Genomic DNA, 26619 nt, shown 5'->3' on the forward strand with positions numbered 1-26619 from the left:
ATGATTTTGGCTTTCGTTTGCAATACGAGCCGTGTAAACAGCACATCCAACGCAACATCAGGAGCTGGCGGCGCATGGATGCCCGCGAAATGAAGATCAAGGCCGCCGAGGCCGCGCTTGTCCATGTTGAATATGGCATGCGCCTTGGAATCGGGACCGGAAGCACGGCAGAGGAATTCGTCCGTCTGCTCGCTGAAAAGGTTGCAGCCGGCTTCAGGGTCGAGGGCGTCCCGACGTCCGAACGCACCGCTCGGCTCTGCGTCGAACTCGGCGTTCCCCTGAAATCACTGGACGAGCTACCACAGCTCGATCTCACCATCGACGGTGCTGACGAAGTCGATGCAGGCTTGCGGCTCATCAAGGGTGGCGGCGGTGCGCTGCTGCGCGAAAAGATCGTCGCTGCAGCTTCGACGCGGATGATCGTCATCGCTGACGAGAGCAAGCTCGTCGATACACTCGGCGCCTTCGCGCTGCCGATCGAGGTCAATCCATTCGGCCTCGTTTCGACGCGCATGGCTATCGAAAAGACCGCCTCGCGCCTCGGTCTGACGGGCGAACTGAAGCTTCGCCAATCCGGTGACGGAGAGTTTACCACTGACGGCGGACATCTCATTATCGATGCATCTTTTGGCCGCATTCCTGATGCAGAGGCGCTTTCGAGGGAACTGAATTCCATACCCGGTGTCGTGGAGCACGGGCTTTTCATCAACATGGCGGCGCTTGCGATCATTGCCGGTCCTGCAGGTGCCCGCACGCTGCAGGCAAACAGATAACAGGAGCATAGAAACTCATGATGAACATTGCAGGCCTTGGCCGTCTTGCCGCTGCGACCATCGTTCTTTCCGGGCTTGCCTTCGGCTCTGCCGCAAGAGCGCAGGAAGCATCCGAGGAGCAGCTGAAGGCTGCCCGCGCGGCCATGGACGCGATCGGCGCAACCACCCAGTACGACAACATCCTGCCGGGTCTGGCCGAACGTCTGAAGGCCGGTCTCATCCAGGATTCGCCGAACTATCAGGATGTCATCTCCGCGACCGTCGATGCGCAAGCGTTGGCTCTGGCGCCGCGCCGTGCCGACCTCGAAAAGGAAGCAGCTCTGACCTATGCCAAGGCTTTCACGGTCGAAGAGCTGAAGGCGATCGCCGATTTCTACAATTCCGACATCGGCAAGAAGCTGCTGCGCGACGGCCCGGTTGCCTCGCGCGAAACCGCCAAGGCTGCCGATATCTGGGCGCAGGGCATTTCCCGCGACCTCGAAAAGCAGAGCAATGTCGAGCTTTCCAAGGTCATCAAGGCTCCGCCGGCGGCAACCGAAAGCCCGGTTGCACCGGCTGCCCCGGCTCCGGCCGCCGCACCGGCACCAGCCAAGCCGTAAGGCCGCCTTCAACTTTCGCAAAAGCCCGGCATCGTCCGGGCTTTTGTTTTTCTACAGCTCACTCCTATATGTGAACCACCCACGCAGCGATTCCCTCCGGAGATCATCATGCCCACCTTCGACTACGACCTCTTCGTCATCGGCGGCGGTTCGGGGGGCGTGCGCAGCGCGCGCGTCGCAGCCTCGCTCGGCAAGAACGTGGCGATCGCCGAAGAATACCGCTACGGCGGCACCTGCGTGATCCGCGGCTGCGTGCCGAAGAAGCTCTTCGTCTATGCTTCTCAGTTCCACGAACATTTCGAGGATGCAGCCGGATTCGGCTGGACGGTCGGCGAAAGCTCGTTCGACTGGAAGAAGCTGGTTGCCGCCAAGGACGGCGAGATCGCGCGGCTGGAAGGGCTCTACAAGAAGGGGCTTGCCGGCGCCAATGCCGAGATCCTGGAGACGCGTGCCGAGCTCGTCGATGCGCATACGATCAAGCTCCTGAAGACCGGCGAGACGGTGACGGCCAAGACCATCGTGATCGCGACCGGCGGCAGGCCGAACCCGCATGAGGCGCTGCCCGGCCATGAGCTCTGCATTTCCTCCAACGAGGCCTTCCATCTCGAAGAGTTGCCGAAATCCATCCTGATTGCCGGCGGCGGCTACATTGCCGTCGAATTCGCCAATATCTTTCATGGCCTCGGCGTCGAGACGACGTTGATCTATCGCGGCGCCGAAATCCTCTCGCGCTTCGACGAAGACCTACGCCGCGGCCTGCATGAGGCGATGGCTGCAAAGGGCATCCGCATCCTCTGTCAGGATGTGATGCAGCGGGTAACGAAGGGCGAAAACGGCCTCGTCATCGAGACGCTGAAGAACGGCACGCTCAATGCCGGTATCGTCATGCTGGCGCTCGGCCGCGACCCGAATACGCAGGGGCTTGGGCTCGACAATGCCGGTGTCGCCGTCAACGAGCGCGGCGCCATCCTCGTCGACGATTATTCGCGCACCAATGTCGAGAACATCTATGCGCTCGGCGATGTCACCGATCGGGTACAGCTGACGCCGGTCGCGATCCACGAGGCCATGTGCTTCATCGAGACCGAATACAAGAACAATCCGACCAAACCGGATTACGACCTGATCCCGACGGCAGTCTTTTCGCAGCCGGAGATCGGCACTGTCGGGCTATCAGAGGAAGAGGCAGGCAAGCGCTACAAGGAGCTGGAAGTCTATCGCGCCCAGTTCCGGCCGCTGAAGGCTACACTCTCCGGCCGGGCGGAAAAGATGATCATGAAGCTGATCGTCGATGCCGCAAGTCGCAAGGTTGTCGGTGCCCACATCCTCGGTCACGACGCCGGAGAGATGGCGCAGCTTCTCGGCATCACGCTGAAGGCCGGCTGCACCAAGGACGATTTCGACCGCACCATGGCGCTGCACCCGACGGCGGCCGAAGAACTGGTGACGATGTATGCGCCGAGCTACCGCATCCGCGACGGCCAGCGGGTCTGATCTTTTGACAGGATCGAGCCTGCCGCACCAGCGGCAGGCGAGCGTGGTTAGCTGGTCAGGCGCGGCGCACGGATGACCTTCAGGAACAGCTTCTTCATCGCCTCGGCGATGCCGTCGGTCGGCGACACCTCGAAATAGAGGCCGGGCGAGGCGCAGGCCGCCATGCGCGAGGGGATTTCGTTCTGGAAGGGCTTGATCCAGTCATTGTACCAGTTGTTGCTCGGCAGTGGCAGGTAGGTGGTGTAGAGCACGGCGATCTTGACGCCGCGATCCTTGAGCGGCTTGCAGAAAGACGTATCGATCGGCTCCTGGCAGCGGCCGCCGGTAGTCTTCTTGGTGCATGTCGACGGCTTATAGCTGTCGCCGACACCATCGGACACGAAGAACAGGATCTTCTCGGGGCTGATATTCGACGTGCCGTCGCCCGAGGGATCGATGATGGTGTTCATCTGCGTCATGGCGCCGTCGAAGCTGGTGAGCTGGTCCTGATTGTAATTCTGCTTAGGAATGGTCATCAGATCGACGGCGTCGGTATAGTTCTTCACCTTATTGAGATCGGAGGTGAGGCCCGAGATCGTCGTCAGCTTGGCGTCCTCGGCCTTGGTGCCGAAGGTGTAGACACCCATGCGGAACTGGTCGGCGCTGATGCGCTCGTTCTTGGCCGTGTCGGTCAGCGCCTGGGTTGCCTGGCGTACCACGTCGATGCGCATCGCAACGCCAAGGCTCTTGGCAATCGTGTAGTTGTTGGTGCTCTGGTCCATCTGGTGGCAGGCAAAGGCACAGCCCGTCTTGGCCTCCAGCTTGGAAACGTCGGTCGGGGTCGCTCCGACGCCCATGGACGGCGTATTGTCGAGCAGGATGTAGAAATCCATGAACGAGGCGGTCTGGTATTCCGCCGTCGCCGTGCCCGATATGGTGATCGCGTCCTGGCCGAGAACGTGCATGAAGGTGGTGGGCACGGTGGCGCTGAAGGTCACCGTCGAATTGAGCTTGTTGGCCGTCTTGGTGACGTCGATGCTCAAATTCACCGGCACCGAGGTCAGCTCGCCGGACATCTGCGAGAAGAAGATGCTGCGAGCATCCGTCTTTGCGACGGAGATGGTGCCATTGCCCTGCATGATCATGGCAGCTGCCACCGCATCCGATTTTTCGGAAATCGACCCGACGGCGGCGGCATCGGCGGCGGCGTAGAGCTGGGTGCGCAGGCTCAGCGCATGGGCATAGTCCAGCGCCAGCCCGGCGGTGCCGACCAGCGGCACCATCAAAAGCGCCGTCATGATGCCGAAATTGCCAGACCGGTCCGATAGGAAAGCGGACGAAACGATACCCATGCTGAACCCCTATTTTATTAGGGTATTCTGTACGTTCAAAATCTAAATTAGCCGGAAAATAGCATGGTATACATCGTCTTAACGCTAGTTTCGGCGCCATATTGACGCGGCCGGACCGGCGTTGCGAGCCGCCGACGGAAACTCTGTAGGGCGCTGAATGCGCTAGGCAAGGGGAGCCGAAAGGTTTATAAGCCGCCGCACTATTTAACGGGCAGGCATCCGGGGCAAACCGGATGGGGAAGCAGATGAGTGACATGGCACAGAATTGGACCCCCAGCAGCTGGCGGAGCAAGCCCGTCCAGCAGGTTCCGGAATATCCCGATGCGGCTGCGCTGGCGGCGACGGAAGCTGTGCTTTCCACCTATCCTCCGCTCGTTTTTGCCGGTGAAGCCCGTCGCCTGAAGAGCGCTCTCGCCAATGTGGCCGAAGGCAACGCCTTCCTGCTGCAGGGCGGCGACTGCGCCGAAAGCTTCCTGGAGCATGGCGCCGACAATATCAGAGACTTCTTCCGCGCATTCCTGCAGATGGCCGTCGTGCTGACATTCGGCGCACAGCTGCCTGTCGTGAAGGTCGGCCGTATCGCCGGCCAGTTCGCCAAGCCGCGTTCGTCGCCGATGGAAACACTGAATGGCGTGTCGCTGCCGAGCTATCGCGGCGACATCGTCAACGGGATCGAATTCACGCCGGAAGCCCGCATTCCGAGCCCGGAACGCCAGCTCGACGCCTATCGCCAGTCTGCCGCAACGCTGAACCTGCTGCGCGCCTTCGCGATGGGCGGCTATGCCAACCTCGACAACGTGCACAAGTGGATGCTCGGCTTCGTCAAGGACAGCCCGCAGGGCGAGCGCTACCGCAAGCTTGCCGACCGCATCAGCGAAACCATGGATTTCATGAAGGCGATCGGCATCACCCCGGATAATAATCCGAGCCTGCGCGAGACGGATTTCTTCACCAGCCACGAAGCGCTGCTGCTCGGCTATGAAGAGGCGCTGACCCGCATCGACTCCACCTCGGGCGACTGGTACGCGACGTCAGGCCACATGATCTGGATCGGCGACCGCACGCGCCAGCTCGACCATGGGCATGTGGAATATTTCCGCGGCATCAAGAACCCTGTTGGTCTCAAGTGCGGCCCTTCGCTGCAGCCCGACAACCTGATCGAACTGATCGACGCGCTGAACCCGGCCAACGAAGCCGGCCGCCTGACGCTGATCTGCCGCTTCGGCCACGACAAGGTGGCGGACAACCTGCCGAAGCTCATCCGCGCCGTCGAGCGCGAGGGCAAGAAGGTCGTCTGGTCCTGCGACCCGATGCACGGCAACACGATCACGCTCAACAGCTACAAGACGCGCCCCTTCGAACGTATCCTGTCGGAAGTCGAAAGCTTCTTCCAGATTCACCGCGCCGAAGGCACGCATCCGGGCGGCATCCATATCGAGATGACCGGCAAGGACGTCACCGAATGCACCGGCGGCGCCCGCGCGGTAACGGCCGAAGACCTGCAGGATCGCTACCACACCCACTGCGACCCGCGCCTCAACGCCGACCAGGCGCTGGAGCTGGCCTTCCTGCTGGCCGAGCGCATGAAGGGCGGCCGCGACGAGAAGCGGATGGCTGCTGCCAACGCGTAAAGCGAGGCGGGTAGTGAGTAGTGAGCAGTGAATAGATTTGAAAAGCCCGGCCGAGCGCCGGGCTTTTTGTTCCAACGAAATCTGCCGATTGCACTGTCGTCATACTCGGGACGAGCCCGAGGATGACGTCGAGTAAAGAGCAGGCTTGTCGGCAAGCTGAGCCTGATCCTCTGTCAGCCATTATAGATATCACTGCACTTGAACATGCAGATGGTCGTCGTGACGAGCGGCACGACACCCCTGAAAACGCACATGATCGTCAGTAATGCCGAGCGCATCTTTCAGGTGAGGTTCCAGGAAAATCTTTTCTACCCCGAACCCGGTCACCCCCTCGGTGGTCAGCCAATCGATCGCGGCAACAGTCCGTTGCTCCTCAATCCGGTAGGCTGGAAACAGCGGCTGGAAAACATTGAGGTTCCAGCGTCCCGTCAGCCAGTCATTCCGCCCCTTGCATTGCTGCTCGTCATCAGCACTGGGCTGCTCAAAAGCGAAATAGCCAATCGGTGAGCGGGTCACGCCATCAAGGAAGTTGCCGCCGGCATCCTTGTAATAGTAGGCGAAGTCGAGCTTCCTGCCATCGGCATGCGACAGGTGCGGCAGCAGAGGAAACCCCGTCAAGAACGGGAAGTTGGCATCCAGCGCGACCGTTGTCGTGCCGGGGAATTGCCTGTCCATATTATTGGCGAGGGCATGGGCCAGATCCCGCATGCCGGGAGTGACATAGTTGCGGTTGAGGGCGCAGTAGATCGATGAGCGAAGGACAAGCTTATCCGAAACGTCTGCCAGACAGGGCAGGGATACACGACCGAAGATCGGTGCAATGATGCTGGCGACAAGCGTCAGGCTGGTATAGGCGAGCAGGAAGATCGCGAGCTTCGCCACCAATCTGCGCACGCTCCACAGGTGTGCAACCGCAAGGCTCACGAGATAGGCGATACCGCCGATCTGGGTGAGCAGGGTCAGAAAGACGACGATTGCGAAGCGGAAGGCGAAACGAAGCATCTGATGCTTTTTTAGACCGGAAGTTGCGATTATCTTCCATTGCCATTCTCATGAGCGATGACACAAGAGGTAAGTTTGATGCGAATACGTCCGTCGGCACGGCTGCTTCTGCTCGATCAGTTCGGCTGCGTCCTGCTCTTCAAATTCGTCTTCACATCTGGCGCACTTGCGGGGCGGCAATATTGGGCGACGCCAGGGGGCGGGCTTGAAGAGGGTGAGACCTACGAGGAAGCTGCTCTGCGTGAACTCAGGGAGGAGACAGGCCTTCATGCGGATCGGGTGGGAGCGTCGATCGGTAGCCGGTCTTTCGAGCTGCAGCTACCCGATGGCGAACTGGTGCGCGCCGAGGAGCAGTTTTTTGTGGTGCACGCCGAACGCGGTGCGATCTCCGATAGCGGCTGGACGGAGCTGGAGCGCGAGGTCATGGCCGACCATCACTGGTGGTCCGTAGAGGAGCTGCTCGGCAGTACCGACATCATCTTTCCGGACGGAATTTTCGATCTTCTGGAGGTGGCAGCTTCTCAGTCCGCAGTGCCGAGTGCCGTGCGTCGGTGATGTAAGCCCTTGTGGCCGCATCGCAGGCCCTGTATGCAGGCTGCATGACCCGTATTCCGACCCTTTCCGGCCTGTATTACGCGCTGCTCCCATAGAGCGGCGACGGTCATCTATTTGACACCTCAACGCCGCATGGTCGGCGGCGTGTGTTTCAACAGAAGGTCTCCGGCCTCATCGGCCCCAATGGAGACCCTTGTGACCATCAATTTTCAACCATCCACCAGTCCCCGGTCGGAGTTTCTGCGCGTTCTGACGGCGCGCGGATTCATCCAGCAATGCACCGACCTCGAAGCGCTCGACAACAGGCTCTGCGCCGGGATCGGCACGGCCTATAACGGCTTCGACCTGACGGCCGACAGCCTGCATGTCGGGCATCTCATTCCCATCATGATGCTGCGCTGGTTCCAGAAGACCGGCAACAGGCCGATCGCGCTGATGGGTGGCGCCACGACGCGGCTTGGCGATCCGAGCTTTCGCGATACGTCGCGTCCCTTGCTCAGCGAAGAGCAGATTGCGCAGAATCTGGCCGGTATCCGGCGCATTTTCGAACGTTTCCTGACGTTCGGCGATGGGCCAACCGATGCGCTCATGGTCAACAATGCCGATTGGCTTGGTGGTCTCAAATACCTGGATTTCCTGCGCGATGTCGGCCCGCATTTCTCGGTCAACCGCATGCTGACATCCGAAAGCGTGCGCCAGCGGCTGGAGCGCGAGCAGTCGCTTTCGCTGCTCGAATTCAATTACATGGTCATGCAAGGATACGACTTCCATGTGCTCGCAGAAGGGCACGGCTGCCTGCTGCAACTCGGCGGTTCCGACCAGTGGGGCAATATCCTCAGCGGCGTCGAATTCGGCCGGCGCGCCGGCGGGCGCGCACTGTTCGGATTGACGGCACCGCTCTTGACGACCGCCTCGGGCGCGAAGATGGGCAAGAGTGCGTCGGGTGCGGTCTGGCTGAATGCCGACCGGCTGTCGCCCTACGAATTCTGGCAGTTCTGGCGCAATACCTGGGATGCCGATGTCGGCCGGTTCATGAGGCTCTTCACTGAACTGCCGCTCGATGAAATCGCACGGCTGGAAATGCTGCGCGGCTCCGAGATCAATGTGGCGAAGAAGGTGCTGGCGGATGAGGTGACACGGCTCTGCCATGGTGCAGGTGCAGCGACGGAAGCGTCCGAAACATCGCGGCGCATGTTCGAAGACGGCGAGACCGCTGCCGGGCTGCCGACGATCGCTCTGAACCTGGATACCTTCCGCGAGGGTCTTCCGCTGGCAGACGCCCTTGTCGCCGCCGGGCTTGCAAAGTCGAAAAGCGAAGCGCGGCGGCTGATCATCGGCGGCGGAGTGCGGGTCAACAGCCGTGCCGTTCTCGATGAAACCGTACGGCTGGTCGATACGGATGTTGAGGACGGTGTCATCCGCCTGTCCGTCGGCAGGAAGAGACACGTGCTTTTGCAGCCCGGAGGATGACGCTATCGGACGGCCGCTATCAGCCGGCAACGCTAGAGTGAATGGCGTTGCCGGAAATGCTGCTGCAGAAAGCCCTGGCCCTTGAGAAAACTCCATGTTCGCGGCGCGCCGACAAGAGGACCTTCGTCGTTCAGGATATCACTCAGCGGTGACGTAAACAGTTCTGCAGCCTCGTTACGGTCAGGCGCGTGACGGGCGCCTTCGAGGATATCGGCGGCGGTGGAGCGGCTGACCGTCAGCAGGAAGAGTTCCGGGTGGCAGAAGACGGGATCGTAGGCGAGGCCGATGGCGAAGGATTCGGGGCGCTGGAGATCGGTGACGGCGATCTCCTCGGCGATTTCGCGGGCCGCTTCGTCGAAGAGGTCGATGTTTTCACCGGTCGCGGGCTCGGCATAGCCGCCGACGAAATAGAGTGCACCGGGGTTCTGCTCGGCCGTGAGGCTGCGTTTCGTGACGATGACGCGCTGGTCTGCCGTTACCACAAGCGCGGTCAGGCCAAGCGGATCGGCGCGCTCGGCCTGCGGATACTCGTCCGCAAAACCCGGATGGCGGGTCTCAACATAGGCGGAAAAGGACGTGCTCGCCGCGTTTATCATCAGCCTGCCACCTTCGATGCGATGGGCGGCAAGGCGCAACAAGGTGCCATCAAAGGCGGCGGGATGGCGAGCAAGGAAGCTCTCCCAACCTGCCTTCCGCCTGGCCTCCAGCGCATCGGAAAGCTGGAAACTTCCTGAAAGCCGGCATTCGATATGGTCAACGGGGATGCTGAATGCTTCATCTGCAAATATCATGCGCGCATTGCCTCTCTCAGCAATTCGATGGTCTCGTTAAGGGATGGTCCCTGGATCGGCGGCGGCTCGGCGCGCTCGCAGAATTCCCGCCAGATGAAGAAGGTCAATTCCGCGCCGTCGGTCAGGGTTTCGCCCGTGCCTTCGGCAAAGGTCTGACGCAGACGGTAGCGCTCGTCCTGCCAGAAGAGCGATTCCACCCAGTCATAAACGGGAATGATGTGGAAATGGATCGGATAGCCCGGCGTGTGGCCGTAGCGTCCGATATAGACGCGCTTTGCGCCGAGCATCGTACCAAGGGCCGTCTGCGCCTTCGCGAGCAGCGGGCCGAGTTCGCCAAGCGCTTCAGCCGATAGCTCGGAGAGGTCATTGGTGAAGCTTCGGGAACTGACCACGAGATAGCCGGGCAGGGCGGAATTGATGCGATGGTTCACCAGCCAGCCAGGCGTTTCGGATACATGGAATTGCGGGGGGATTTCCAAGGACTGTTTCTCCATCGCGTGGGGCAGCCGCACGGATTCGCACTGTGGCCGACGATGACATGCTTCGACAAGGGCAAGGGGAAGTGACTTTCGCCTGTTGTCGAGGCAGATTGCGGACGCATCGGGGGACATGTTTTTGACTGATATTGCATGCGCCATCTTCTGGCGGGAAGGCCGGGTTCTGCTGGTCCGGCGGGCAGGGCACAAGGCGCGCTTTCCGGATTGCTGGGATCTGGTCGGCGGCCATGTTGAGCCCGGAGAGAGCGCCGAAGCCGCAATGATACGCGAGGCAAAAGAGGAGATCGGGTTGACGCCGGTGCGATTTGGCAAAGTCGCCGAACACCGCGAGCAGGATACCATCTTTCATCTCTTTCTGGTGAGCGAATGGCAGGGCGGAGAGCCTGCATTGCTCGGCGATGAACATACGGCGATGCAATGGATCACCCCTGATGAAGCTGCGGCCCTTTACGATATGGGGCACCCGCAATGGTGTTCGATCTTCGACGGGCTTCAGGACTAGCCTGACAGGGACATCTGCATGAGGATGGTGCGTTCATCGCCATGATAGCGATCGCCAACCGCGGTGAAGCCGAGCTTGGCGTAAAACGGTTCGGCCGTCACGGAGGATTGGACGAGCAAGACGGAAAGCCCGGCGGAACGCGCGGCGTTCTCGATTTCCTGAAGCAGTCGCTTGCCGACGCCGCAGCCTTGCATGTCCGGAGCAATGAAGACGGTTCGCACATAACCTGCTTCCAGACTGGCCGTGCCGACGACAGTGCCGGACACGAGTGCGACGTAGACCCTGCGGTTTTCCAGAAAGGCTTCGATCGCAGGTGGGGCAAAGTTCTTCTCAAGGCGGGTAATGATCTCGGGCGAGTAGTCGCTTGCGTTGGACTCCCGCAAGGCACTCACGATTATCAGCCTTATCACTTCGGCATCGCCGCACTCCGCCTCTCTTATGCCGATATCCATAACCATCGCCCAAAACTCAAGACATATTGTTTTCACTATATTTTGCATGCGGACCGGATCCCCCGTGAATCCGGTCCGCATTCCTTACATGCTCGTTGCCATGTTCCAGTTGTAAACGCAGCGATCAAGGCCGATGGCGATTTCGAGCACGAGGACGTCGTGCTCCATGGCCGGTCCCTTCTTCGGCTGCGTCCTGTAGCGCTCCGGAAAGTCCGTGCGGCGCGAGATCGAGCAGACTTCCATCCACTTGTCGCCGTTATCGACTTCCACATCGACTGTCGTCTGCGAATAGGCCGGCAGCCGGTCGGAGGGCACGATGCGGGTCGGCAGCGGGATGAGCACGGCGATCATACGGCGCACCGGTTCAAGGACAGCGGCGTGATAGTCGTTGCCGCTGTCGGCCGTATAGGCGCACTGGAATTCCAGCTGCCAGAACTCCTTCAGGCGCATATGCCTGGACGGCTGTTCCTGCTCGCGGCGATAGGATCGGCCAGCCTGCCAGACGCAGAGCGGCAGGCGCGTTCTCGAATGATTGCCGAGAATGTGCTGCATGTAGACGTAAGTCGACGGCGTCGTTTCCGGCCTCAGCACAAGCGGTGCGTCGGTCTCAGCGAGTTGCTCCTGCACCCAGATATCGGCATTGGTATAAGCGTCCGAGACGAGGGCGCGCGGCGTCAGCGCCGGTGCCTCGACCCTTCTGATATCCCAGGCCGGATTTGCTGAGCGGAGGAAGGTTCGCACCTCTTCGGAGAAGAAGCGAACCATATGGTCGCGCATGTTGATTTCACGCTCTTCCCAGTGGACGAGCGAATTGACATTGAAAAGATTGAGCACGGTGCCTGTCTCCCTGGCAGCCCGAGAGCATTTCCGTTTTCTTCGAAACACAGAAAGGCTCTATCTGTTTTTTCGCGCAATTCCGGACGCAAAACCGCTGCTTTGCTGGAATTGCTCTTTGGCGGAGGGCTTTACGTCCAGCAGTTCGCCGGACACCTGGGGCATCCGGACGTCACGACTGGACGCGGAGACCTCGTCCGCCAAAAGCGCGCAGAACGGCAACCTGCAGGCAGGTGCGGTCAAGACGGGAGATGGGCGCGCTGTTGGAGCTCATGCCAGGCTTCGTACTTGCGGGGCGGGCGCTTGTCAAACGGGTCGCATGTGTGCCGCATACGCGCTGCCGGATTGCACATTGCACAGACCAGCATATCGAGACATGTTCGTGGGATGACAGATCTGCAGCTGGAAAACATTCTCGGGGAGTTATCCGAACGTGAACCGATCTTCCATAGACGGAAGTTCGGGACGACGCGGGCTGACCTCGAGCGCATGATCGATGATGCATTCTCGGAGATCGGCGCAAGTGGAAAGATCTACGACCGCGCCTATGTGATCGAGACGCTGCTGGAACGCTACAATAAGGAACCGGAGCAGCACGACTGGCCATGCCGCGATTTCAGCATTAAGCAGCTGGCGGCTGAACTCTACCTGCTCTCCTACATACTGGAAGAGCCCTGGCGCGTGACGCGCCGTTCGACCATCTGGCGCCGGACGGATGAAGGCTGGAAGATCGTCTTCCATCAGGGCACGCCGACGAGTTAGTGCCGTGCGTCTTTCTCAGTATCAGTTTTACTGAAGCCTTCGATCAGCGCTTTGGATTTGACTGGCGGGTGTCCCGACGTCAATCTTCCGATCGCTTCAGGGGGAACGGAAATGAGCGAACATCATGCGGGTGGATGCCTGTGCGGCGCTGTACGGTTTGAAGCGCGGGAGAAGCCCGATGTCGTGGTCGGCTGCCATTGCTCGCAGTGCCGGCGGCAGACGGGGCTTTATTATGCGGCGGCCGACGTGCCGGTTTCGGCCGTCACTATTACCGGCGAGGAAAACTTGCGCTGGTATCAGTCGAGCGATGAGGCCAGGCGCGGGTTCTGCTCGCAATGCGGCTCTGCGCTGTTCTGGCAGGGGCTCGGCCGGCCGGTCATTTCCATCCTGGCCGGCGCTTTCGACGAACCGAGCGGACTCCGCTTCGGCTATCATATCTTCTGCGCCGACAAGAGCGATTTCTACGAGATCCTTGATGGCGTTCCGCAATATGCAGGACGCCCTTAAAGCGCCGCGCGTCCATTCGGACGCACAAGGGACGCTCTAATCTACGCATCAGGTCGGACGTCGGTCCACTCGTGGTTGAACGTGAGGGTCGATACCGAAAGGACCTTTCCGCCCTCGTCTCGCACCGTGACCGAAATTGTCGCGCGATCCGTCGTTGGCAGCTCGTCGCCTGCGACTCCCACCAAGATCTTCGCCACTTCGTGCACAATGTCGCTACGCCTGCCGATTTCCAGGCCATGGTCATCCCGTAGCGGACCGTCGCCATTGCGGAGATCAAAGTAATATCGGCTCATCGAAGGCTCCCTATATTTTGATAGGCTTAAAGCCTTGCATTGAAAAATGTTCCCTTCGCACAAATTCCATCGGATCATGAACCGATCCGAACGGGAATCTGATGATTGAAGCTCTTCTGCTGAATCTTCGAAGCCGCGATGTTCTGACTGCGGAAGAGAGCACCCGGTTGCGCGAAATAATTGTCAACGGCCGCTCCTTCATGCCTGGTGAAGACATCGTCGTTGAGGGGTCGCGTCCGGGTTACAGTACGTTGATGATCGAAGGCCTGTCCGCCCGCTACAAGGACATGACCGATGGCTCACGGCAGATCACCGCGTTGCAGGTGCCGGGCGATTTCGTCGACCTGCACGCCTTCCTGCTGAAGAAGCTCGATCATGGCATCGTCGCCTTGTCACCTTGCCGTGTCGCATTCGCTGATCATTCCGACTTGAAGAAAATTTCCGAAACCATGCCGCATCTGGCGCGGCTGTTGTGGTTGAATACGATCATCGACGCCGCCATCAATCGCGAGTGGATTTCCTCGATGGGGCGACGATCGAAGCGGGCTCATATCGCGCACCTGATTTGCGAATTGTATGTCCGCTTGCGAACGGTAGAGCAAGTTGACAACTGGTCGTTTCGATTTCCGCTGACCCAGGCCGAACTTGCGGATGCGATGGGAATTTCACTTGTCCACGTCAACAAGACTCTTCAGATGTTGAAACGCGAAGACGTCTTCACCTGGGAAAACCGGATACTGAGAATCATCAACTGGGATCGGCTGCAGGAGATTGCGGAATTCGATGACACATATTTGAGCTTGAGAGTGGAGCCGCGGTAGCGCCCGAACATGCTGCCGCTGGGTCAAACCTGCCCGCCTTTCCGCAACAGCGGGACAAGTTTAAACCTTTACGAAGCGATAGGCGCTGTCCCTGCGCTCGGCRTAACCGACACCGGGATAGGACCAGTGATAGCCGAGCAGCTTGATCTTTTCCGAAGCGGCGCGGTCGAGCAGCATACGGCGGTTTTTCAGTGCGGTTTCCGGATCGGTGTCGAAGCCGAAGTGCCAGCCCGGATGTTCGAAGAAGATCACGTCATTGGTGCAGGCGTCACCCGTGATGAGGAGACTGCCGTCGCCGGCAAGCTCGAAGGAGATGTGGCCCGGCGTATGGCCTGATGTTTCGATCACCTGCATTCCGGGCAGGATTTCCTGGCCGGCCTTGACGAGGGTGAGCCTATCCTTGACCGCGAATAGATCGCGTTGCGCGCCGCGGGCGAAACCATGAAGAGCTGATGGCATATGGGTTTCGTAGTCCTTGTCGGTCCAGAAATTCCATTCGGTCTCGCTGACGAAATACTGCGCGTTCGGATAGAGCAGCTTTCCGTCGGCCGTGGTCGTCGCGCCTGAATGATCGGGATGGGCGTGGGTGAAGATCACCTTGGTGATTGCCTCGGGCTCGATATCCAGCGTCTTGAGGTTGGCGGCAAGCTTGCCCGCACTTGGCTGAAAATTCGTACCCGAGCCGTTGTCGATGAGGATCAGGTCGTTGCCGTGACGAATGAGCGGGATATTGGCCCGCACGGAGGCGCCCGCCGCATCGCCGCCGAGCCGCGCCAGGATCGACTGGCGTTCCTCCGGCGTGGCATCGGGGAGCAGGACTTCGGCGGGCAGGGTGATGAAACCGTCGCTGACGACGGTGATATCGAAGGCGCCATGCGTGACGCGATGAAACTCTGCCGCATAAGTGGCACGCGGCAAGGAGAGCGCCGCAGCACCGGCAAGGGCGCCGGCCAGCAGTTCGCGACGCGTGGCCCGCAGGCCGAGATCATCCGGATTGCTCATCTCTCGTCTCCCGTTTTTCACCGTGAGGAGACAATAGCAGACAAGCTGTGGGATTTCGCGCCTAAAATTCAATATTATCAATGATTTACATTGATTTTCAGATCTTTACAGCGCAGTATCCCACAGCCATTCCTTGACGACAGCGCGGCCCGCCTCTTTCAGCGCAGGACCGAAGTTTGCGGCATCCTCACGCAGCGTCACGATATCGATCCTGGCGTCTGCCAGTTCGGCAGCATGGCCGACCAGCCAGCGTTCGAAACGCTGGCCGTGTAGCGGCGATCCTATCCGGGTTGTCGGTGCTGACAAACTGATATCGAGATGAAAAAGGCGCGTGCGGGGAAGCCTTTCAAAACAAAAAAAGGCGCGCCGCAAGGGCGCGCCTTCCGTTGTTCTTCCGAAGGAAAACTCAGCCCTTGATGAAGGCCAAAAGATCCGGGTTGATGACTTCAGGGTGCGTGGTGCACATGCCGTGCGGGAAGCCGGGATAGGTCTTCAGCGTGCCGTTTTTCAGCAGCTTGGCGGAAAGCGGAGCGGAGTCGGCATAGGGGACGATCTGGTCGTCATCGCCGTGCATGACCAGAACAGGCACGGTGATCTTCTGAAGATCGTCGGTGAAGTCGGTTTCCGAGAAGGCCTTGATGCAATCGTAGTGCGCCTTGGCGCCGCCCATCATGCCCTGGCGCCACCAGTTTTCGATGACACCCTGGCTGACCTTGGCGCCCGGACGGTTGAAGCCGTAGAAGGGGCCGGTCGGGATATCGAGGAAGAACTGGGCACGGTTGGCGACGAGGGCTGCGCGGAAGCCGTCGAAGACTTCAAGCGGCAGGCCGCCGGGGTTCTTCTCGGACTTGACCATAACAGGCGGYACGGCGCCGATGATCACGGCCTTGGCGACACGGCCTTCCCTAGCGCGGGCGACATAGTGGACGACTTCGCCACCGCCGGTCGAGTGGCCGATATGGACGGCATTCTTGAGGTCGAGGTGATCGGTCAGCGCGGCGACATCGGCCGCATAGGTGTCCATCTCGTTGCCTTCGAAGGTCTGGGTGGAGCGGCCGTGGCCGCGGCGATCATGGGCGATGACGCGGAAACCCTTTTCGAGGAAGAACATCATCTGCGCGTCCCAATCGTCGGCGCTGAGCGGCCAGCCGTGATGGAAGACGATAGGCTGGGCGTCTTTGGAGCCCCAATCCTTGTAGAAGATCTCAGTTCCGTCCGTGGTCTTGATGAAAGGCATGGTCTGGCTCCGATTTTCTGGTGATATTGAACTGGTTGCGGCAAGCGTGGCGTTCGGCAGGGCAATGGCCGCAATGGCGGCGCCTCCTGCCAGAAGAACGTCCCGCCGTGTGGCATCTGCCGTCAGTGCAATGCTGCGCTCATTCATGCTTGCCTCCGTTTGGCATGCTTGCCTCCTTGCGGGCTTCTCCGCGCCTCTTCGATGAGGACAAGCTGACTCACTTCAGCCAGCGATACGAGTTAACCGTCGTAAATTGATGCAAAGCTATAATGACGGCAATGCGCCATAAGACGTACTAACCTCATGAAGACAGTATGTTATCCGCAAGCTTCTTCCTGTCTAAGCCACGATGGCCTCCCGTGCGCCGAATTGCTCACGACCATCATTGCAGATTGCGCCAGATGGCCGGCCGGCTCTCCCTAAAGGACCTGGCCTCCTGCTTCCAATGTTCGAAATGCCCGCCCTCCCGCAGTCTGGTTGCCGCGTCTCGACCAACCATCTTTTCGACCGCTGTCTCGTCGCCCATGTGTTCCAGAACCTCGGAAACCATATCCAGCAGGCCGGCATAGTCGCTGGTGCCGTAGACCGCGCAGAGCAACTTGAGCCGGCTATTGCCGCCGGCAAGCTCGCGGGCGGATTGTTCGGCAAGATCTTCGGATGAATAGGAAAGCGGCGCAAACCAATAGGCGAGGTAAGCCACGTCTCTCAAATGCGGTCCCGGGCCTGCCAGATCGAAATCGATGATCGCCACCGGGAGACCATCTCGAAAGATCATGTTGTAGGGTGCGAAATCATTGTGGCAGATCACGTCGTTGCGTTCGGCAAGAGGGTAGGTGTAAGCCCAATTACCGTCCGGAGCGAAGTCCCGGATTCTGGTCGCATCATGCAGATTCCGCAGCATTTGGGCGGCTTCGATCAGGGCGGCGGTATTTGTCCAGAGCGTCTGCGGGATTGTCGCGGTGCCGGACATGTAAGAGAGGATTTCTCTTCCCTGATCGTCAATACCCAGGAAACGAGGCGCATCAGCAAAACCCCGGCGTTCCAGTTGCTCCAGCAGCCGATGCACATTCCGGCTATTCGGGCTTATCGAACGGCGTACCGTATCGCCAACCCTGACGACGCCGGCATTGATATTGCCGCCTGCGAGCGGCGTTTCGTCATCTGATGTCGGCATCGTCGCTCCCCGGTGGCCCCCAGGTTATCATCACGAAGACTGTACGTTATCCGCAAGCTTTTTCCTGTCGAAGCCACGGAAGCTGCCGTGCGCCAGGGGAGCGAGCGTGGCTGCGAGATAGGCGATGCCGGTGAGAAGCAATGCGGCGGACAGGCCCCAGGCATCGACCAACGCGCCGCCGACGAGGCCACCGAAGGGAATGAGCGCCCAGCAGAGGGCGGCATTCAGCGAGGTGACGCGGCCCATCAGCGGCTTCGGAATGCGCTCGAATAGGACTGACGTGATGATGGGATTGAGGAAGCCGGAGGCGAAACCACCGATCGCGAGGATCGCGAAAATCAGGGCGAGGGGCGAATCCATCGCAAAGACGAAAAAGCGTGGAAAGCCAGTGAGCAGAAAGGCGACCGTGTAAACGAGAAGGCGTGGCATCCGCTCGCCGATCAGGGCCGCAATCGCTGCGCCGATCATGGACGCAGCGGAGAAGACGGCGAACAAGGTGCCGAGCAGGGCGGCGCCGTGGCCGGAATGCTGGGTCCAGACCGGCAATAGTACGGCGTAATAGGCCTGATCGAGCAGGTTGGTTGTCGCCACCATCAGCACGATCGCTACGAGCACCGCATCACGGCGCATGAAGTGCCAACCTTCCGCCAGTTCTCGACCGTAGGCGGAGATGCCAGCAGCTTCAGCTTTCGGGGCATGGCGCACAGCGGGAATGCCGATCGCGACGACCAGGGCGGCAGCGGCGAAGGTGAGGGCGTTGACGGCAAGCGCCTGGCTCGGTCCGACAAGCGCAATCAGCGCGCCGGCGGCGGCTGCTCCCGCGGTCGATGCCAGGCGCTCGATCGCGCCGACGACGCCGGTCACGCGCTCCAGCGGCACGGAGGCGAGTTCCGCGATGTCGGGAACCATGGATTGCTTGGCAGCATCCGATGGGCCGCGCAGCACGCCCATGGCAAAGACGATCGGCAGCAGGATCGGCATGGTGAGGAGGTCAAGGAGATGCAGCAGCGGCACGAGACCGACCGCGATCACCGAGGCGCTGTCACAGATGATGGCGATGCGCTTGGGGCCGAGGCGGTCGATCAAGGGGCCGCCAAGAGCCTTGGCGACGACATAGGGCAGCATCTCCATCATGGCGACGAGACCGGTCAGTACGGGACTGCCGGTCGTGCTCAACACCAGCCAAGGGATGGCGACGCCGGAGAGCCGTGTGCCCGAAATCGAAAGCGTTTCGGCAATGGCGAGCGCGATGAAAGGCTTGCGTCGGCTCATCGCTCGCTCTCTTCCTCGCCGTGCGGCACGCGGCCCGGATAGGGAAAGGCGTGCAGCAGCACCATGAAGGGCACCATATCAGGCGGCAACGGTTCTCCGAGGGGCGGGGCCTCGCTCATTGCTTCCATGACGATATCGCTCAGCCGCTTCGTCAGCGCCTCAGCCTTTTCCGAGGTCAGAGGAATGATGATGTCGCTTGCGGTGCTCGCCTTGCGCCATGCGAGCGGCAGTTCGGCATATTCCTCGACCGCCTTCTGCATCAGGCTGACCTGCAGGGAGAGGATCGCCTGCGTGAAGGCGACGTCCATGTCGAAGGTCTCGCCTTCGGTTTCGGCCGCTGGCACCGAAGTGAGCTCGTGGCTTGCGCGCCACCAGCGGTCGCGGCGGGATGGTCCCTGCGCATCCTCGATGAAGCCGTATTGGGCGAGCTGGCGCAGATGATAGCTCGTCGCGCCGCTGTTGAGGCCGAGGCGTGTGGCGAGTTGGGTTGCGGTGGCGGGACCGTCGATGCGGAGCATGCCGAGCATGCGCAGGCGCACGGGATGGGCGAGCGCCTTGAGGGCGGTGACATCGGGAACGACGCGGCTGACGTTGCGGGATGTCGCTGACGTTGATGTAGGGACGGGCGCTTTCATAAAAATAGCTTACCATCGCAAACAATTCTTTGCAAAGATTCCTTTGCAAATAGCAATGCTTCTGTATCTCCGTCCAGTGACTTTTAATCTGTCGGCGCCATGCCCTTGTGGCGTTCGACCACGGCCTTGAGCAGCGCATGGGCAGCGAGAAGTGGAGAAGCCTGGCTGTCGCCGAGGATCAGCAGACCGGCCGCAGCGCCTTGCGGGGCAACGTCCAGATGTCGCCCGGGGATCATGGCGACGGGTTTGCCCGATTTCAGGAAGGCGCTGAGGGTGTGGGCAATGCCGTTATTGCCGGCGCTCCAGAGCGCACCGGCAAAACCGATGCAGAAGGCGGCGTCGAAATCCTCGACGACGATCTGGTCGAGGCGAAGCGTATCGGCGAGATCGTCGCGCGCCGTGCGATCGGCGAGGAAGCGGCGGGTGGACGGCTCCTGATGGGTGGTCCGGCGCAGCTCGTCCGTCAGATTGGGAAAGCCGCCTGATGGTGTGGCAAGCACCACCTCTGCCGGCGCATCCTTGAAAAGGTAATAGGCCGGCGCAATGCTGATGATCCTGACTTCGCTGTCGGCCCCATCCGCGGCAAGAACGATCAGAAAGCGGATGGGCAGTTGACCGTCCATTGGCATGCTCCTCTTGATGCGATCATGCATGGAGGTCAGGAAGCGGACGAGTTGAGAGTTGTAAATCGGTGTAAAGGCCTCAGCCGGCGGCGTCCGAGAAGTGGGCCGGTTCATGGCCGAGGGCTTCGAGATCGACGCGGATGCGCCGCTCCCAGCCGCCGGCGCCATCCTGCCTTGCGGCATGGAGCGCCGCCTCAAGGGTGGCTGAAGCCGCGTCCAGCGCTTCCGGGCTTTGTCCCTTCGCGGTGACAAGCGCCTTGATGCGCAGAAGCTCGGGCAGGCACCAGCGTTCGCCTGATGCGTCGCAATGGGCGAGCGCTATATCGATGACGCCATGGGCTTCCGCATGCTGGCCGATACTGGAAAGCGCCTGGGCTTCCACCGACTGGAAGAAGGTGCGGAAGAGGTTGAAGCCGGCATGCCGCAGAATGTCCATCGCCGGGCGCAGCTTTGCGAGGCATAGCCTATATTCGCCGGCCCGCAGATGGAGTTCCGCCTCGAAGCAATCGGCATAGGTATGCCAGACATCGAGTGATAGCGCCTTGGTATGGTCGCGCAGCAACTGGATGGCCGCGGCCGCTTCGCCGTCATCGCCCGACAGAAGCGTGAGCGGGCAGACGGCTTCGGCAAGCAGATTGCTGATCGAATGGTTGTGGCCGATATCGCTAGCGTAACGCATGGTTTCTTCGACCTCGCGCATAGCAGCGTCCTCGTCGCCTAGCATCCAGAGGCATCGGGCCAGAATGATGCGCGCCGTTACACGCTGGTCGAACTGGAAGCGCACGGAATGGCGGGCCTGCGGCACGTGCTCGTATTCCGCCAGCATCGCCAGAAGCTCGCTGCGGGCCTCGGCATGGCGACCAAGCCAGTGGAGTGTCGCGGCCCTCATGCGCTTGCCGATGATGATATCGGTGGGGTCGGAAGAAGAGGGTGCGAGTGCTGCGAAACGCTCCGTCAGTTCCAGGCCCTGACGTGGTTCAGCGCGGTTCACCAGATCGACCCAGAGTGCCCAGATGGCGCGAAGCTGATGGTCGACATCACCGAGTTCTTCAGAAATCCGCCATGCCGTCGTCCAGGCGGCGACGCCGAGTTCCGGTGCATGGGTGGCGCGAAGCTGCGGCCAGCCGAGCGCAGCGTAAAGTTTCATCCGGCTTTTCTCGTCAAGGCCGGGGCGGGCGTCGAGGAAGGCGATGGCATGGGTGAGTGCGGCTAGGCATTCGTCGAGCAGCGACAGGCGGAAGAAGAGCGGCAGAGCGGCAACCGTGAGCCGCACACCGAGAAGCGCATCGCCCGAAGTGCCGAAGGCCCAGTCGAGGGCTACTCGAAGGCCTGGAACCTGCTGGGCGAAATCCTCAGGCCATTGGTCCGGCGGAGCGGAATAGAGATCCTGCTCGGCACTTTCGAGTGCGGCGCAAAGATAGCCGGAAAACCGGGCCATGACATCGGGCAGCTCGCCAGTATCAGCCAGTTTCTCACCGGCATAAAGACGGGTCGTGTCCAGCAGACGGTAGAGGGTTTTGTCCGTCGTGGTCTCGACCGCGACGAGCGATTTGGCGACGAGGGCGGCCAGGAGGTCCTCGGGCTCGCCTCCAGAGAAGACGGCAGCGGCTGCCTCTCCGGTGAAGCGGCCGCGGAAGACGGAGAGTTCGCGTAGCGCCTGCTGTTCCTCCAGTGACAGGATGAGGTAGCTCCAGTCGAGCGTGGCGCGCAGCGTCTGGTGACGTGGCAACGCGGTACGCCGCCCGCGCGTCAGCACCCGGAAGCAATCCGACAGCGAGCGGGAGAGGGCGGCGACCCCCATCGCCTCCAGCCGGCCGGCGGCAAGCTCGATTGCCAGCGCAATGCCGTCGAGCCTGGTGCAAATATCGACGACATCGGCAGCATCCGCATCCGTCAACGTGTAACCGCCAAGGCAGGCATCGGCGCGTTCGACGAAAAGCTGCACGGCGGGCGAGACAAGGGCGGCCTCGGCGGTGACGGCACCCTGCGGCAAATCAAGCGGCAGGAGACGGTAGACACGTTCGCCTTCGGCGCGAAGCGGCTCGCGGCTTGTCGCGAGGATATACAGATCAGGCGCTTCGGCCAGCAGGTCCTCGGCGAGCTCGGCGATATCGGCCACCACATGCTCGCAGCTGTCGAGCACGAGCAGCAGCTTGCGCAGATGCAGATGAGCCGCGATCTCCCTTGATATATCGTCGCTGCGGGAGAGGATGCCGAGCGCGGAGGCGATGACGGTCGGTATCAAATTACCGGTTGCGACCTCCGAAAGATCGATCCAGACGATCTCACCGTCGAAGCCGCCTTGCGCGATGACGGCGCGGGCAACGGTGGATTTGCCGATCCCGCCAGGACCGGCAATCGTCACGAGGCGCCCCTTGGCGAGTTGGCCGGATATGGCAGCGATCGGCTGCTCGCGGCCGAAGATGCGGGCGGGCAGGCGCTCGGAGCGAAATCTCTGAGATACCGTGGCAGGCGCTGCGCCATTACTGCGACGGCTGACGGGCGCGATGAAGGTATAGCCGCGGCCCGGGACGTTGGCGATGAATTGGGGCTCGCGTTTGATATCACCCAACGCCTTGCGCAGCGCCGAGACATGGACACGCAGATTGGCCTCGTCCACGAAAGTATCCGGCCAGACCTGCCTGACAATCTCGGCATTGGTCTTCAGCTCGCCGGGATGGTGCAACAAAAACAGCAGAATATCGACGGCGCGGCTGCCGAGCGGCACGGCAGAACCTTCCCGCATCAGGCTCCGCCTGGCAGGTACGATCGAAAACGCGCCGAAATGAAACTCTTCTGCCAAGCACGGCCCTCGCGTAGTGCCGGCAGGTTGAGCCAAATGCCTGCGTCCTGTCAAATGAAACGCTGCGGCGGGGCAGAAATTGCGACGGGATTTCAGGTGTTTAAGACCACGCTGTTTTAGCCTTGCCCCCGCTCTGCGAGGATGGCGTTCAGCCGGGAGACATCCTCGCGCAGCGCGGTGAGTTCTGTGAGCACGCGCATATCGATCTTCTGGTGCAGCGACAGCACCTCCAGCTCGGCCTTCAGGTTCACCTCGTAATCCTTGGCGGCCTCGAAACGGTCGCGCTCGGCCTGACGGTTCTGCGACATCATGATGATCGGCGCCTGGATGGCGGCGAGCATGGAGAGGATCAGGTTCAGGAAGACGAAGGGATAGGGGTCGAAGGCCCTCGTCATCAGGATGACCGTGTTGATGATCGTCCAGATCACGAGGAAAGTGAGGAAAGTGATGATGAAAGACCAGGAACCGCCGACGCGGGCGATGCCATCGGCTACACGCTCGCCGAAGGAGGATTCGGCGGCAATGGCGGCGTTGACATCGGTGGAGATGATCTTGCGCTCATGCGCCTTGGCGATCACACGCTTTTCGATGTCTCCGAGCTCATCGGCAGGCTTGCCGAAATGCAGGTGGACGAAATTCGGAAGATTATACATGGCATTGTCCCGGGAATGGATCGAATTGGCGCGCAGTATTCCGCCCTTGCCGCAAATTGCAATGCGTATCGGCGTCGCGCAAGGCAAACAGAGGGATAGGCACAGGCATGGGGCTGCCCTTCATCAAATTTTCGCCGCAGATGGCTACGGCTTTTGAAGCGGCTTATTGCGGTGCACGAAAGGGCGGATTAAATGAATGACATGACACAGGAAAACGCTCTCTCCCATACGTTCAACATCGCCGTCGCCCAGCTGAACCCCACGGTGGGCGATGTCGCCGGCAACCTTGCCAAGGTGCGCGAGGCGCGCGCCGATGCAGCGCGGCAGGGTGCGCATATCCTCATGATGACCGAGCTTTTCATTTCGGGCTATCCGCCTGAAGACCTTGTTCTGAAGCCGGCCTTCATCCACGCTTCCTGGAAAGCTATCGAAAGCCTCGCTGCCGATACCGCCGATGGCGGGCCGGGCATCGTCATCGGCTTTCCGCGCCAGGACGAAACGGGGCGCTACAACTCCATCGCCGTGCTCGACGGAGGCAAGGTGGTTGCGGTGCGCGACAAGATCGATCTGCCGAACTACGGCGAGTTCGACGAGAAGCGCGTCTTCGACCAGGGCGCGATGCCGGGACCAGTGAATTTCCGTGGTGTGCGCATCGGCATTCCGATCTGCGAGGATATCTGGGGCGATCTCGGTGTCTGCGAGACGCTTGCCGAAAGCGGAGCGGAAATCCTGCTCGTGCCGAACGGTTCTCCCTACTATCGCGGCAAGGTCGATATCCGCCATCAGGTCGTGCTGAAGCAGGTGATCGAAACCGGCCTGCCCATGGTCTATGCCGCCCAGCTTGGCGGCCAGGATGAGCTCGTATTCGATGGCGCAAGCTTTGCCTTCAATGCCGACAAGTCGCTCGCCTTCCAGCTCAGCCAGTTCGAAACCGCGCTTGCGGTCACGAGCTGGAAGCGCACGGAAAACGGCTGGCATTGCTCCGGGGGACCGATGGCGCGAATCCCCGAGAGTGAGGAGGCCGATTATCGCGCCTGCCTCCTCGGCTTCCGTGACTATGTGAACAAGAACGGCTTCAAGAATGTCGTGCTCGGCCTTTCCGGCGGTATCGATTCGGCGATCTGCGCGGCGATTGCCGTTGATGCGCTCGGTGAGGAGCGCGTGCGCACGGTCATGCTGCCGTATCGTTACACCTCGGAAGACTCGCTGAAGGATGCGGCCGATTGCGCCAGGGCGCTTGGCTGCCGCTACGATATCGTGGCGATCGAGGAGCCGGTGACGGGCTTCTCCTCGGCGCTATCAAATCTCTTCGAAGGCACCGACAGCGGTATTACCGAGGAAAACCTGCAGAGCCGCGCTCGCGGCGTCATCCTGATGGCGATCTCCAACAAGTTCGGCTCGATGGTGGTCACGACAGGCAACAAGTCGGAAATGTCGGTCGGCTATGCCACGCTTTATGGCGACATGAACGGCGGCTTCAATCCTATCAAGGACCTCTACAAGATGCAGGTCTATGCGCTGGCCCGCTGGCGCAACGAGAATGTGCCGCCGGATGCGCTTGGCCCCTCGGGCGAGGTCATCCCACACAATATTATCGACAAGGCGCCGTCGGCAGAGCTTCGGCCTGATCAAAAGGACCAGGATTCGCTGCCGCCTTATCCCGTGCTCGACGATATCCTGGAATGCCTGGTGGAGCGGGAAATGGGGGTCGAGGAGATCGTGGCGCGCGGCCATGATGTCGAGACGGTCCACCGCATCGAGCATCTGCTCTATCTCGCCGAGTACAAGCGCCGCCAGTCGGCGCCGGGCGTGAAGATCACCAAGAAGAATTTCGGCCGCGACCGGCGCTACCCGATCACCAACCGGTTCCGGGATCGCTGATTTTGAGACTTCCGGGAGGGGGCACATGCGCAGTTCGGTAGAGATCTATAACGTCAAGAGAGGCGAAAGCCGCGTCGTCTGGCAGACGGAGGCGCTGGTGGAGGCGCCGAATTTCTCGCGCGACGGCGCCTATCTGCTGATCAATGGCGACGGGCTGCTCTACCGCCTGCGGCTCGATGGCAGCGATCTCGTTGAGAAGGTCGATACCGGCTTTGCTGTTCATTGCAACAATGACCACGGCATTTCGCCCGATGGCGAAGAGATCGTCATTTCCGACAAGACCGAGTTCGGCAAGTCGGCGATCTACATCCTGCCGATCGAAGGCGGCAAGCCGCGGCTGATCACCAAGAACCTGCCGTCCTACTGGCATGGCTGGTCACCGGATGGGCGAGAGCTTGCCTATTGCGGCATCCGCGACCAGGTTTTTGATATCTATACGATCTCCGTCGACGGCGGCGAGGAGAAGCGGCTGACGCATGGCGAGGGCCGCAATGACGGGCCGGACTGGTCGGCCGATGGACAGTGGATCTATTTCAATTCCAGCCGCACCGGGCTGATGCAGATCTGGCGCGTGCATCCCGACGGCACGGGTCTCGAACAGGTGACATCGGACAATTACGGCAACTGGTTCGCCCATCCGTCACCGAATAATGACAAGGTGCTGATCCTTTCCTACGACCCCGATGTCTTCGACCATCCGCGCGATCTGAATGTGCGTTTGAGAATGATGGACATGGATGGCGGCAACCTGACGGAATTGTTCGAGCTCTTCGGCGGGCAGGGCACGATCAATGTGCCGAACTGGTCGCCGGATGGCGAGGAATTCGCCTATGTGCGGTATTTCCCGGCGAGAGCTTGAGAGCGTCGTACCGCCATTTGATGATGGGGTTGTCTAATCGCAACTGGGGCGTCAATAGCAATCTTTTGTAAGCAGCGCTGCCGGGTGCATGGTTGTCTTCGCGGTCGACATCGGTCGCCGCATGATGGAGCTTCGCAGCACGAGCCTTCAATGTGGTTGACGCATT

Annotated in this window: 28 protein-coding genes; 12 read left to right on the forward strand and 16 right to left on the reverse strand. The window is 60.7% G+C overall.

What is annotated here, in order from left to right; all coding sequences use genetic code 11:
- The first annotated feature begins 74 nt into the window (after window positions 1-74).
- From rpiA to gor, 3 genes are all read left to right on the forward strand, one after another.
- Window positions 75-773: a ribose-5-phosphate isomerase RpiA gene (gene rpiA, locus AC1DUP_RS25565; RefSeq protein ID WP_113301089.1), complete on the forward strand. Its 699-nt coding sequence runs from the start codon at window positions 75-77 to the stop codon at window positions 771-773.
- A gap of 17 nt (window positions 774-790) precedes the next feature.
- Window positions 791-1372, forward strand: coding sequence for a DUF2059 domain-containing protein (locus AC1DUP_RS25570; protein ID WP_113301090.1), 582 nt, complete (start codon window positions 791-793; stop codon window positions 1370-1372).
- Window positions 1373-1480: 108 nt separating this feature from the next.
- The gene (gene gor / locus AC1DUP_RS25575; RefSeq protein WP_477835359.1) at window positions 1481-2866 is read left to right on the forward strand and encodes a glutathione-disulfide reductase; all 1386 of its coding nucleotides are present in this window, start codon (window positions 1481-1483) and stop codon (window positions 2864-2866) included.
- 47 nt (window positions 2867-2913) lie between these two features.
- Here the strand turns inward: gor and AC1DUP_RS25580 are convergent, their stop codons facing one another.
- On the reverse strand, window positions 2914-4197 hold the full coding sequence (locus AC1DUP_RS25580) for a pilus assembly protein TadG-related protein (RefSeq protein ID WP_113301092.1): 1284 nt from the start codon (window positions 4195-4197) through the stop codon (window positions 2914-2916).
- Window positions 4198-4451: 254 nt separating this feature from the next.
- Here AC1DUP_RS25580 and AC1DUP_RS25585 point away from each other — a divergent pair, with 254 nt between their 5' ends.
- Entirely contained in the window at window positions 4452-5828 is a 1377-nt protein-coding gene (locus AC1DUP_RS25585; RefSeq protein ID WP_113507763.1) for a class II 3-deoxy-7-phosphoheptulonate synthase, read from the forward strand.
- A 189-nt stretch (window positions 5829-6017) separates the two neighbouring features.
- Here AC1DUP_RS25585 and AC1DUP_RS25590 read toward each other — a convergent pair whose 3' ends face one another.
- Entirely contained in the window at window positions 6018-6830 is an 813-nt protein-coding gene (locus AC1DUP_RS25590; protein ID WP_477835362.1) for a hypothetical protein, read from the reverse strand.
- Between the two features lie 78 nt (window positions 6831-6908).
- Between AC1DUP_RS25590 and AC1DUP_RS25595 the strand changes: the two genes are divergently transcribed.
- Both AC1DUP_RS25595 and tyrS read left to right on the forward strand, forming a co-directional pair.
- On the forward strand, window positions 6909-7385 hold the full coding sequence (locus AC1DUP_RS25595; RefSeq protein WP_477835364.1) for an NUDIX hydrolase: 477 nt from the start codon (window positions 6909-6911) through the stop codon (window positions 7383-7385).
- Between the two features lie 183 nt (window positions 7386-7568).
- Entirely contained in the window at window positions 7569-8855 is a 1287-nt protein-coding gene (tyrS, locus tag AC1DUP_RS25600) for a tyrosine--tRNA ligase (protein ID WP_113301093.1), read from the forward strand.
- Between the two features lie 32 nt (window positions 8856-8887).
- Here tyrS and AC1DUP_RS25605 read toward each other — a convergent pair whose 3' ends face one another.
- Together AC1DUP_RS25605 and AC1DUP_RS25610 are read right to left on the reverse strand one after the other, a co-directional pair.
- Window positions 8888-9646, reverse strand: coding sequence for an NUDIX hydrolase (locus AC1DUP_RS25605; RefSeq protein WP_477835366.1), 759 nt, complete (start codon window positions 9644-9646; stop codon window positions 8888-8890).
- The gene (locus AC1DUP_RS25610) at window positions 9643-10125 is read right to left on the reverse strand and encodes an HIT family protein (RefSeq protein WP_477835368.1); all 483 of its coding nucleotides are present in this window, start codon (window positions 10123-10125) and stop codon (window positions 9643-9645) included. Before AC1DUP_RS25610 ends, AC1DUP_RS25605 begins: the two co-directional genes overlap by 4 nt.
- 136 nt (window positions 10126-10261) lie before the next feature.
- On the opposite strand from AC1DUP_RS25610, the gene AC1DUP_RS25615 reads away from it, so the two are divergent.
- Window positions 10262-10645, forward strand: coding sequence for an NUDIX hydrolase (locus tag AC1DUP_RS25615; RefSeq protein ID WP_162748454.1), 384 nt, complete (start codon window positions 10262-10264; stop codon window positions 10643-10645).
- Here the strand turns inward: AC1DUP_RS25615 and AC1DUP_RS25620 are convergent.
- Together AC1DUP_RS25620 and AC1DUP_RS25625 are read right to left on the reverse strand one after the other, a co-directional pair.
- The gene (locus tag AC1DUP_RS25620) at window positions 10642-11097 is read right to left on the reverse strand and encodes a GNAT family N-acetyltransferase (RefSeq protein WP_477835370.1); all 456 of its coding nucleotides are present in this window, start codon (window positions 11095-11097) and stop codon (window positions 10642-10644) included. The genes AC1DUP_RS25615 and AC1DUP_RS25620 overlap by 4 nt on opposite strands.
- An 84-nt stretch (window positions 11098-11181) precedes the next feature.
- Window positions 11182-11931, reverse strand: a complete 750-nt coding sequence (locus AC1DUP_RS25625; RefSeq protein WP_477835372.1) for an aminoacyl--tRNA ligase-related protein — start codon at window positions 11929-11931, stop codon at window positions 11182-11184.
- A 387-nt stretch (window positions 11932-12318) separates the two neighbouring features.
- On the opposite strand from AC1DUP_RS25625, the gene AC1DUP_RS25630 reads away from it, so the two are divergent.
- Both AC1DUP_RS25630 and AC1DUP_RS25635 read left to right on the forward strand, forming a co-directional pair.
- Window positions 12319-12693, forward strand: coding sequence for a nuclear transport factor 2 family protein (locus AC1DUP_RS25630; protein WP_477835374.1), 375 nt, complete (start codon window positions 12319-12321; stop codon window positions 12691-12693).
- Between the two features lie 111 nt (window positions 12694-12804).
- A complete protein-coding gene (locus tag AC1DUP_RS25635) occupies window positions 12805-13200 on the forward strand; it encodes a GFA family protein (RefSeq protein ID WP_477835376.1) in 396 nt (131 codons plus the stop codon).
- Window positions 13201-13241: 41 nt separating this feature from the next.
- Here AC1DUP_RS25635 and AC1DUP_RS25640 read toward each other — a convergent pair whose 3' ends face one another.
- Window positions 13242-13493, reverse strand: a complete 252-nt coding sequence (locus tag AC1DUP_RS25640; RefSeq protein WP_113301100.1) for a DUF6894 family protein — start codon at window positions 13491-13493, stop codon at window positions 13242-13244.
- Window positions 13494-13594: 101 nt separating this feature from the next.
- Here AC1DUP_RS25640 and AC1DUP_RS25645 point away from each other — a divergent pair, with 101 nt between their 5' ends.
- Window positions 13595-14314, forward strand: coding sequence for a Crp/Fnr family transcriptional regulator (locus tag AC1DUP_RS25645; protein ID WP_113301101.1), 720 nt, complete (start codon window positions 13595-13597; stop codon window positions 14312-14314).
- A 60-nt stretch (window positions 14315-14374) separates the two neighbouring features.
- On the opposite strand, the gene AC1DUP_RS25650 is transcribed toward AC1DUP_RS25645, so the two are convergent.
- From AC1DUP_RS25650 to AC1DUP_RS25690, 9 genes are all read right to left on the reverse strand, one after another.
- Window positions 14375-15316 carry an MBL fold metallo-hydrolase gene (locus AC1DUP_RS25650; protein WP_477835379.1) on the reverse strand — a complete coding sequence of 314 codons (942 nt, stop codon included), beginning with the start codon at window positions 15314-15316 and terminating at the stop codon, window positions 14375-14377.
- Between the two features lie 105 nt (window positions 15317-15421).
- A complete protein-coding gene (locus AC1DUP_RS25655) occupies window positions 15422-15622 on the reverse strand; it encodes a hypothetical protein (RefSeq protein ID WP_477835381.1) in 201 nt (66 codons plus the stop codon).
- 100 nt (window positions 15623-15722) lie between these two features.
- Window positions 15723-16553, reverse strand: a complete 831-nt coding sequence (locus AC1DUP_RS25660; protein WP_162765413.1) for an alpha/beta fold hydrolase — start codon at window positions 16551-16553, stop codon at window positions 15723-15725.
- 382 nt (window positions 16554-16935) lie between these two features.
- Entirely contained in the window at window positions 16936-17727 is a 792-nt protein-coding gene (locus tag AC1DUP_RS25665; RefSeq protein WP_477835383.1) for an aminoglycoside phosphotransferase family protein, read from the reverse strand.
- 30 nt (window positions 17728-17757) lie between these two features.
- Window positions 17758-18999, reverse strand: coding sequence for an MFS transporter (locus AC1DUP_RS25670; RefSeq protein ID WP_477835385.1), 1242 nt, complete (start codon window positions 18997-18999; stop codon window positions 17758-17760).
- Window positions 18996-19634, reverse strand: a complete 639-nt coding sequence (locus AC1DUP_RS25675; RefSeq protein ID WP_477835387.1) for an ArsR/SmtB family transcription factor — start codon at window positions 19632-19634, stop codon at window positions 18996-18998. Before AC1DUP_RS25675 ends, AC1DUP_RS25670 begins: the two co-directional genes overlap by 4 nt.
- An 83-nt stretch (window positions 19635-19717) precedes the next feature.
- Window positions 19718-20257, reverse strand: a complete 540-nt coding sequence (locus tag AC1DUP_RS25680) for a type 1 glutamine amidotransferase family protein (protein WP_477835389.1) — start codon at window positions 20255-20257, stop codon at window positions 19718-19720.
- 79 nt (window positions 20258-20336) lie between these two features.
- Window positions 20337-23003, reverse strand: coding sequence for an ATP-binding protein (locus tag AC1DUP_RS25685; protein ID WP_477835391.1), 2667 nt, complete (start codon window positions 23001-23003; stop codon window positions 20337-20339).
- Between the two features lie 173 nt (window positions 23004-23176).
- Window positions 23177-23713 (reverse strand): DUF1003 domain-containing protein, encoded by a 537-nt coding sequence (locus AC1DUP_RS25690; RefSeq protein WP_113301109.1) that lies wholly within the window; start codon window positions 23711-23713, stop codon window positions 23177-23179.
- Window positions 23714-23914: 201 nt separating this feature from the next.
- On the opposite strand from AC1DUP_RS25690, the gene AC1DUP_RS25695 reads away from it, so the two are divergent.
- Together AC1DUP_RS25695 and AC1DUP_RS25700 are read left to right on the forward strand one after the other, a co-directional pair.
- Window positions 23915-25594: an NAD+ synthase gene (locus AC1DUP_RS25695; RefSeq protein WP_477835409.1), complete on the forward strand. Its 1680-nt coding sequence runs from the start codon at window positions 23915-23917 to the stop codon at window positions 25592-25594.
- Between the two features lie 25 nt (window positions 25595-25619).
- Window positions 25620-26453, forward strand: coding sequence for a TolB family protein (locus AC1DUP_RS25700; RefSeq protein WP_477835393.1), 834 nt, complete (start codon window positions 25620-25622; stop codon window positions 26451-26453).
- Window positions 26454-26619 lie beyond the last annotated feature (166 nt).

It is taken from the genome of Rhizobium sp. 01L419, from assembly GCF_056400025.1.